Here is an 8,081-nt window from a genome sequence, read left to right as displayed (position 1 = left end):
TGCTGGGGGGTGCCGCCGAGGCGACCGCGGCGTCCGCGGATCTCGTGTACTACTCGGTCGCCCCCGACGTACGGCTCAACGTCCGTATCGGCCCCGGCACGGGATACCAGATCGTGAAGGTACTGCCCTACGACGTCAAGGTGCCGATCATCTGCCAGACCCCGGGCGAGACGGTCAGCGGCTACTACGGCACGTCGAACATCTGGGACCGGATCGGCCCGGACCAGTACGTCTCCGACACCTACGTGCACACCGGCAGCGACGGGTACGTCGCCGGAAGGTGCGTCTGACCGAGCCCACGCGGTGGGTCGCGCCCGCGTCCCACGGGGAAGGACAACCCCCATGACCACACACCCGGCCCACCGCGTGCTCGCCCAGTCGTTCGACACCGTCGCCGCGCAGTACGCCGCGGCCCGCCCCGGTTACCCGGGAGAGCTGTTCGACGCCGTCGAGGAGATCAGCGGCCGTCCCTTCGCCGGCGCCGCGGTCCTGGACGTGGGGGCCGGGACGGGGATCGCCACGGCGCTGCTGCGGGCGCGCGGGGCGAACGTGACGGCCGTGGAGCCGGGGGCGGGGATGGCCGCGCAGTTGCGGGCGGGGCAGCCGGACGTGCCGCTCGTACGCGGGGACGGGGACGCGCTGCCGTTCGCGTCCGGGGTGGCGGACTTCGTGACGTACGCCCAGGCGTGGCACTGGACGGACGCGGCCAAGTCCTCCCCCGAGGCGGCACGGGTGCTGCGGCCGGGCGGCGCGCTCGCGCTGTGGTGGAACGTGCCGGACCTGGGCGTCGCCTGGGTGCGGGAGCAGGAGGAGCGGCTGGCCCGCGCGGTCCCCCGCTACCACGAGAACGGCCTGACGGGGACGGCGGAGGACATCCTCCGTTCGCTCGGCTCCCGCCTGGGGATGCGCACCGAGACCCGCGTCCTGCACTGGACGCGCACCGTCGCGCTGGACACGCACCTCACGATGCTCGGCAGCCGTTCCTACTTCGCCGTGCTCGCCCCGGACACCGCCCGCCGCATCCTCGACGACGAGCGGCGCGCGCTGCTGGCGCTCTTCCCGGACGGTCACGTGGTCGAGCCCTACAAGGTCGACCTCACGGTGGCGGTCAAGGACTGACGGTCGAGGACCGAGGGGGTCGAGGACCGAGAGGGTCAAGGCCCGGCGGCCGGGGCACGGCGGCCGGCCCTAGCCGGCCCGCCGCTTCCCGGCCACCGAACCGACGACGCCGACCACGCCCGCGACGAGGACCCCTCGCCACAGGCCGTCCCAGAGGCTGCCGAAGAAGCCCTCGGAGGTCAGGATCTGGCGCATCACGACGTCGGTGACGAGCAGCATCCCCGCCGGGACCAGCGCGACGCGCCAAGGGTGGGCCGCCGCCCAGCGGCGTATGCGGCGGTCGGCGCGCGGGCCGCGCCCGGTCACCGCGCCGGCGCCGCCGACGAGGAAGAAGAGCATCAGCGCGACGGACACGGCGCCGGCGACGACGCCGAGCCCGAAGTCGCCGCTCAGGGCGGAGGCGGCGAGGGAGACCCCGCCGCCGATCGCGCCGACCGCCGCCGCCGGGCGCCAGGGGCCGAGGGTGGCCGAGGCCATCGCGAGCTGCCGCTTCTCGGCTCCGGTCACGTCCCGGGATACATCGGTAGAACGCCTCATATGGCCACGGTCACTCCGCTCCGCTCCCGAAGCCATAGGGGATGACCCTGAGACGGCCCGGAACCGTGGGTCAGGGGCGGCGCCCCGTCCCGCCCGGTCCCGGGCCGTCGCGTCACACCGGTGCGCCCTGCACCCGGACGGGCGTCACCCCCTCCTCGTTGTGCCGCTCGGCCCAGCCGAGCAGGGCCATGCCGCAGGCGTGGTCGAGGTGCCGCAGCCGGCGCAGGTCGAGTTCCATCGGGCGGTCACGGGGCAGCGCCTCCAGTTGCTCCAGCAGCTTGGGCAGCCGCAGGAAGGTGGCGTTGCCCAGCACGCGGACGACGATCGGGCCCTCACCCTTGTCGTGGATCTCCACATGGGTCTGCGAGGTCTCCCAGGCAGCCTTGACCACGGCCGTGAGCAGCCCGATGAGGACCCCTTCGAACATGTTGGTGGCCACGATCGCCGTCGCGGTCACCACCAGGACGACGGCCTCGCCCCGGTGCGCGCGCCACAGCGGCACGAGCTCCTTCACCGGTACGAGCTTCCAGCCCGCGTGCACCAGCACACCCGCCAGCGCTGCCACGGGGATCACCCCCAGGGCGCCGGGGATCAGCGCGGCGAACAGCAGCAGCCACACGCCGTGCAGCACACGTGCCGCCTTCGTACGGGCGCCCGCCTGCACGTTGGCCGCGCTGCGGACGATCACCGCGGTCATCGGGAGGGCCCCGAGCGCCCCGCAGACAGCGTTGCCCGCGCCCTGCGCGATGAGTTCCTTGTCGTACTCCGTGCGCGGCCCGTCGTGGAGCCGGTCCACCGCGGCGGCGCTGAACAGGCTCTCGGCGGAGGCGATCAGCGTGAAGGCCAGCACGGTGCCGATCACGGACAGGCTGGCCAGCCCCGCGAACTGCCCGGCACCCGGCGGCTGGACGACGTCGAGCAGCCCCGCCACCTCGACGCGCTGGACCGGCAGGCCGAACAGCACGGCCGCGCCCGTGGCCAGCGCGACCGCGGCCAGCTGCCCCGGCAGCAGCCGCGCGGCACGCGGGATGCGGGGCCACAGCACGAGGACCGCGATGGTGCCGCCGCCGACGGCGAGCGCGGTGAGCGCCGTGGGTGAGGCGACGGTGCCCGCGACCAGTCCCGGTAATCCGGCGATCTTCGCGACGCCGCCTGCCGGTGCCGCGGTGTCGGTGAGCGCGTAGACCTGTCCGGCGATCAGCACCAGGCCGATGCCGGCCAGCATGCCCTGGACGACGGCGACGGAGATGGCCCGGAACCAGCGGCCGAGCCGGAGCACGCCCATGGCGAGCTGCAGCCCGCCCGCGCAGAGCACGAGCACGCCCAGTGAGGGCAGTCCGAAATCCTGGACCGCCTCGTAGACCAGGACGGTGAGTCCGGCGGCCGGGCCGGACACCTGGAGGCTGCTGCCGGGGAGCAAGCCGGTCACGATCCCGCCGACGATGCCGGTGACCAGGCCGAGTTCGGCCGGCACCCCCGAGGCGACGGCCACGCCCACGCACAGCGGCAGGGCGACGAGGAAGACGACGAGGGAGGCGGTGACGTCGGCGCGCAGCGACTGCGGGCGGGGCAGTCGCGACGCGGCGCGCATGAGGCGGCTCACCGCGCGGGGGCGGGGGTGAGGGAGCCGCGGACGGGCCGGAGGGGCCGGACGGCTGGTGGGGGGAGGGCGGAACAAGAGGTGGGGGATGGGGGGATGAAGGTCTTCACGCGGGTGTCCTCCATTGCGCCCCGGCGCCGGCGTGGGCGGGGGCGTACGTGGTCGAGCAGTGTGGGGGGACGGTTCTCCCGGACCGCGGGCGCCGCGTACGAGTGCATGTGCGTGCACGTGGACGCGCGGGCGCCGGCGCGGGCCGGGCCGGGTGGGGCCCGGGCCGCGGGCGACGACCGCGGTCAGGAGGGAAGAGCAGGCGGCAGGCCGTGCCTCAGCAGCGGAACGTGCCGAGGGCGATCGGTAGTTCTCCGGATCTGGAGAGGGGTACCGCCTGCCGGGCGGTCCGCGGCGCCGTCACGGCGGCGGACACCTGGGCGCCTACCGCCGGGACCGTCTCATCGGTCCCGGTGCCGCCCCGTGGTGCCGGTGCCGGTGCCGGGACGCTCACGGTCCCGGGCAGCACCAGGCGTATGCCGTTGCTCCCGTGCCTGCGTGCCAGGCAGTTCCGGGTCTCGGGCTCCACGCGTGCCACCGTCGTGCCCGCGCCGCGGCCGGAGACGGGAACGGGCTCGGCGGCGGCGCAGCCTATCGCCGCGAACAGGGAGAGCAGCAGTGCCGCCATGACGGCGACAGCACGCGCAACTCCCTTGGCCGATACCACAGGTGCCCCCGTTCCGATGCGTAGCCGCCCTCCATTTTGCGCAGACAGCCACTCCATTTTGCAAGCTCTTTAAGCAAACGGAGTGTAAATGATCCGTCACGCAAACGGATGTATCCGCTGCTCCTTGACGCCCCGAGGCGCCCCGGAGCATTATTCACCGCATGATGAATAAAGCCGAGGAGCCCGGAGGTCCGGGCCCCGGACCCGCCGTGCACGCCTCCGGGCTCACCGTCGTCCGCGGCGGCCGCACCGTCCTGGACGCCCTGGAGTTCACCGTCCCCCGTGGCGAGATCACCGGCCTGCTCGGCCCCAGCGGCTGCGGCAAGTCGACCCTCATGCGCGCCGTCGTCGGCACCCAGGCGGCCGTCACCGGCACCCTCGACGTCCTCGGCCTGCCCGCCGGCCACCGCGACCTGCGCCCCCGCGTCGGCTACGTGACCCAGGCCGCCTCCGTCTACCTCGACCTGACCGTCCGCCAGAACCTCGAGTACTTCGCCGCCGTCCTCGGCGGCGACGCCCCCGGCCACGTCGAACGCGCCATCGCTGACGTCGACCTGGTCTCCCACGCCACCGCCCTCGCCGGCAACCTCTCCGGCGGACAGCTGAACCGGGTCTCCCTCGCCGTGGCGCTCCTCGGCACCCCCGAACTGCTCGTGCTCGACGAACCCACCGTCGGCCTCGACCCCGTCCTGCGCCGCGACCTGTGGGAGCTCTTCCACCGCCTCGCCGCCGAACGGGGCGCCACCCTCCTCGTCTCCAGCCACGTCATGGACGAGGCCGAGCGCTGCCACCGGCTGCTGCTCATGCGCGAGGGCCGCATCCTCGCGCAGGGCGCCCCCGACGAGCTGCGCGCGGGCACCGGCGCCCCCACCGTCGAGGACGCCTTCCTCCGCCTCGTCGACGAGGCCGCCGGGAAGCTCCCCCACCAGGCCGAGGAGCCCGTCCGATGAGCACGCGCCGCACCCTCGCCACCGCCCGCCGCGTACTGCTGCAACTGCGCCACGACCCGCGCACCATCGCCCTGATGGTCGTGGTGCCCTGCGTCCTGCTCACCCTGCTGTCCTGGGTCTACGACGCAAGCCCGCGCACGTTCGACACCGTCGGCGCCTCGCTGCTGGGCATCTTCCCGCTCATCACGATGTTCCTGGTCACCTCGATCGCGACGCTGCGCGAACGCACCTCGGGCACCCTGGAACGCCTGCTGTCCATGCCGCTCGGCAAGGGCGACCTGCTGGCCGGGTACGCCCTCGCCTTCGGCGCCGTCGCCGTCGTCCAGGCCGTCCTCGCCACCGGGCTCGCCGTCCTCGCGCTCGGCCTCGACGTCACCGGCTCCGCCTGGCTGCTGCTCCTGGTCGCCCTCGCCGACGCCTGCCTGGGCACCGCCCTCGGGCTCTTCGTCAGCGCCTTCGCCGCCAGCGAGTTCCAGGCCGTGCAGTTCATGCCCGCCGTGCTGCTGCCGCAGATCCTGCTCTGCGGACTCCTCATGCCGCGCGACCGGATGCAGCCGGTGCTGGAGGCCATCTCCAACGTCCTGCCCATGTCGTACGCCGTCGACGGCATGCAGGAGGTCCTCACCCACACCGGCGTCACCGGTGACTTCGTCCGCGACCTCGCCGTCGTCGCCGGCAGCGCCGCGCTCGCACTCGCCCTCGGCGCGGCCACGCTCCGCCGCCGTACGGCCTGATCCCGCAGGGTGACCGCACCGTGGACGGCACGGCCTCCGGGCCGCCCACGGTGCGAGGATGACCCCATGACGCAGAAAGTCGCGGTGCTCGGCACCGGCAAGATCGGCGAGGCCCTCCTGTCGGGCATGCTCCGTGCCGGCCGACAGCCGGAGAACCTCCTCGTGACCGCCCGCCGCCCGGCGCGCGCCCAGGAGCTGCACGCCCGCTACGGCGTCGAATCGGTCTCCAACGAGGAGGCGGCCAAGACCGCCGACACCCTCATCCTCGCCGTGAAGCCGCAGGACATGTCCGCCCTCCTGGAGGAGCTCGCCCCGCACGTCGCCGCCGACCGGCTGGTCATCAGTGCCGCGGCCGGCGTCCCGACCTCCTTCTTCGAGGAGCGCCTCGCGGACGGCATCGCGGTCGTCCGCGTCATGCCCAACACCCCCGTCCTGGTCGACGAGGGCATGTCCGTCATCTCAGGCGGCAGCCACGCCGCCGAGGAGCACCTGCTGCGCACCGAGGAGATCTTCCAGCCGGTCGGCAAGACCCTGCGCATCCCCGAGTACCAGCAGGACGCCGCCACCGCCCTCTCCGGCTCCGGACCCGCGTACTTCTACTACCTGGTCGAGGCCATGACCGACGCCGGCATCCTCCTCGGCCTGCCGCGCGCCCAGGCCCACGACCTGATCGTGCAGTCCGCGATCGGCGCCGCCGTGATGCTCCGCGACAGCGGCGAGCACCCCGTCAAGCTCCGCGAGGCCGTCACCTCCCCGGCCGGCACCACCATCAACGCCATCCGGGAACTGGAGAAGCACGGCGTGCGCCACGCCCTGATCGCCGCCCTGGAAGCCGCCCGCGACCGCAGCCGCGAACTCGCCTCCGGCAACGGCTGACCGGCCGGCCGGGTTCAGCAGGCCCCGGCCGCCGTCAGCACGTCCTCAGCCCGGCGGCAGCAGCCCGATCGCCCGGTAGGCCGCGTCGACCGTCGGCCGGGCCAGGCCCCGCGCCCGCTCGGCACCGTCCCTGAGCACCCCGTCCACGTAGCCGGGGTCGGCCACCAGCTCCGCGTGCCGTTCCCACAACGGCCGCAGCTCCTCCACGACGGCCTCGGCGGTGTCCATTTTCAGGGCGCCGTACGAGTCGTACCCCGCCGCGAGGTCCTGCGGCGCCCGGCCCGTGCACGCCGACAGGATCTCCAGCAGGTTCGCCACCCCCGGCCGCTCCTGCGGGTCGTACGCCACGTCCTGCCCGCTGTCCGTCACCGCCCGCAGCACCTTCCTGCGGACGACGTCGGGCTCGTCGAGCAGGTAGACGATTCCCGGGCCGGTGTCCTCCGACTTGCCCATCTTCGACCCCGGGTCCTGCAGGTTCATCACCCGCGCCGCCACCTGCGGCAGCACCGCCCGGGGGACGGTGAACACATGCCCGTAACGGTGGTTGAACCGCACCGCCAGATCCCGCGTCAGCTCCACGTGCTGTGCCTGGTCGTCCCCGACGGGCACCTCGTCCGCCCCGTACGCCAGGATGTCCGCCGCCATCAGCACGGGGTACGTCAGCAACGACAGCCGCACACTGCCGCCCCGCCGCTGCTCCCTGGCCGCCTTCTCCTTGTACTGGACCATCCTGCGCATCTCCCCGTCCGTGGCGGTGCATTCGAGGAGGTACGCCAGGCGGGCGTGCTCGTCCACATGGCTCTGCACGAAGAGCGTGCAGACCCGCGGGTCGAGGCCGGCGGCCAGCAGGAGCGTCGCCGCCTGGCGGCTCAGCCGCTGCACCCGCGCCGGATCGTGCTCGACGGTGAGCGCGTGCAGGTCCACGACGCAGAACAGCGACTCGGCCCGGTGCTGGTCCACAGCTGCCCACTGCCGCACGGCGCCCAGGTAGTTGCCCAGGGTCAGGTGCCCCGTCGGCTTGATCCCGCTGAAGACCCTCGTCATCGCTGTTCCTCCCGGCTGTGGGACCACCGCGGTCGGCGAGCCGGAACAGAAACACGTACGGCCGCCGAAGCGGCGGCCGTTGGATGCATGCGCTGAGCGAAGGCCGCCGTCAGGCGGCCCACCACAAGTACGAGTGCGCATGCTCGGTCATGCCCCGAAGGTAACGCGCAAACCTGTTGACGGCCACAGGTTTGAAGCACCCCGGGGCGTGGTGTAGTGTTCTCAAGCTGCCTCGGACGGGTCACCTTCCAGAGGTGGCCAATCAAGCCGCCCGGCGGCAAACCACTACTGCACGACTTCCCCTCGGGGACGATTTCGGCATGCCGAAATCAGATCCGAATGGCTCGATTATGAACCGCAGGGGAAATCCGCTAACGTAGTGGACACGCCGGAAGGCGCGAAACGAAAAACCCCGCTCCAATAGGGGGCCGGAAACGAAGAGCGGAAACGCGAAACGGATCTGGTAAGGTTGGAGACAACGAAGGGAAAGCCCGGAGGGGCCGGTG

General features: G+C 72.9%; 9 protein-coding genes. 5 read left to right on the top strand and 4 right to left on the bottom strand.

Annotated features, from left to right (window positions below; translation table 11 throughout):
- The first annotated feature begins 2 nt into the window (after positions 1 to 2).
- Positions 3 to 290, top strand: a complete 288-nt coding sequence (locus tag PV410_RS35720) for an SH3 domain-containing protein (protein ID WP_500330158.1) — start codon at positions 3 to 5, stop codon at positions 288 to 290.
- Positions 291 to 342: 52 nt separating this feature from the next.
- Positions 343 to 1,119 (top strand): class I SAM-dependent methyltransferase, encoded by a 777-nt coding sequence (locus PV410_RS35715; RefSeq protein WP_500330156.1) that lies wholly within the window; start codon positions 343 to 345, stop codon positions 1,117 to 1,119.
- A 69-nt stretch (positions 1,120 to 1,188) separates the two neighbouring features.
- On the opposite strand, the gene PV410_RS35710 is transcribed toward PV410_RS35715, so the two are convergent.
- The 3 genes from PV410_RS35710 to PV410_RS35700 all read right to left on the bottom strand — a co-directional run bounded on the left by PV410_RS35710 (position 1,189) and on the right by PV410_RS35700 (position 3,932).
- Positions 1,189 to 1,626 (bottom strand): hypothetical protein, encoded by a 438-nt coding sequence (locus tag PV410_RS35710; RefSeq protein ID WP_500330154.1) that lies wholly within the window; start codon positions 1,624 to 1,626, stop codon positions 1,189 to 1,191.
- A gap of 142 nt (positions 1,627 to 1,768) precedes the next feature.
- Positions 1,769 to 3,247: a SulP family inorganic anion transporter gene (locus PV410_RS35705; RefSeq protein WP_500330152.1), complete on the bottom strand. Its 1,479-nt coding sequence runs from the start codon at positions 3,245 to 3,247 to the stop codon at positions 1,769 to 1,771.
- Between the two features lie 334 nt (positions 3,248 to 3,581).
- On the bottom strand, positions 3,582 to 3,932 hold the full coding sequence (locus PV410_RS35700; protein WP_500330150.1) for a hypothetical protein: 351 nt from the start codon (positions 3,930 to 3,932) through the stop codon (positions 3,582 to 3,584).
- Positions 3,933 to 4,132: 200 nt separating this feature from the next.
- On the opposite strand from PV410_RS35700, the gene PV410_RS35695 reads away from it, so the two are divergent.
- The 3 genes from PV410_RS35695 (at position 4,133) to proC (ending at position 6,531) form a co-directional block, all read left to right on the top strand.
- Entirely contained in the window at positions 4,133 to 4,921 is a 789-nt protein-coding gene (locus tag PV410_RS35695; protein WP_500330148.1) for an ABC transporter ATP-binding protein, read from the top strand.
- Positions 4,918 to 5,655, top strand: coding sequence for an ABC transporter permease (locus PV410_RS35690; protein ID WP_500330146.1), 738 nt, complete (start codon positions 4,918 to 4,920; stop codon positions 5,653 to 5,655). The genes PV410_RS35695 and PV410_RS35690 overlap by 4 nt, the downstream gene beginning before the upstream one ends.
- A gap of 66 nt (positions 5,656 to 5,721) precedes the next feature.
- Entirely contained in the window at positions 5,722 to 6,531 is an 810-nt protein-coding gene (gene proC, locus PV410_RS35685; RefSeq protein ID WP_500330144.1) for a pyrroline-5-carboxylate reductase, read from the top strand.
- Between the two features lie 45 nt (positions 6,532 to 6,576).
- Here proC and trpS read toward each other — a convergent pair whose 3' ends face one another.
- Complete coding sequence (trpS, locus tag PV410_RS35680; protein WP_500330142.1) at positions 6,577 to 7,575, bottom strand: tryptophan--tRNA ligase; 999 nt, start codon at positions 7,573 to 7,575, stop codon at positions 6,577 to 6,579.
- Positions 7,576 to 8,081 lie beyond the last annotated feature (506 nt).

Source organism: Streptomyces sp. PA03-5A (assembly GCF_033792725.1).
Classification (GTDB): Bacteria; Actinomycetota; Actinomycetes; order Streptomycetales; family Streptomycetaceae; genus Actinacidiphila.
The sequence above is the reverse complement of the archived record's forward strand: the minus strand, read 5'-3'. Positions and strand labels throughout refer to the sequence as shown.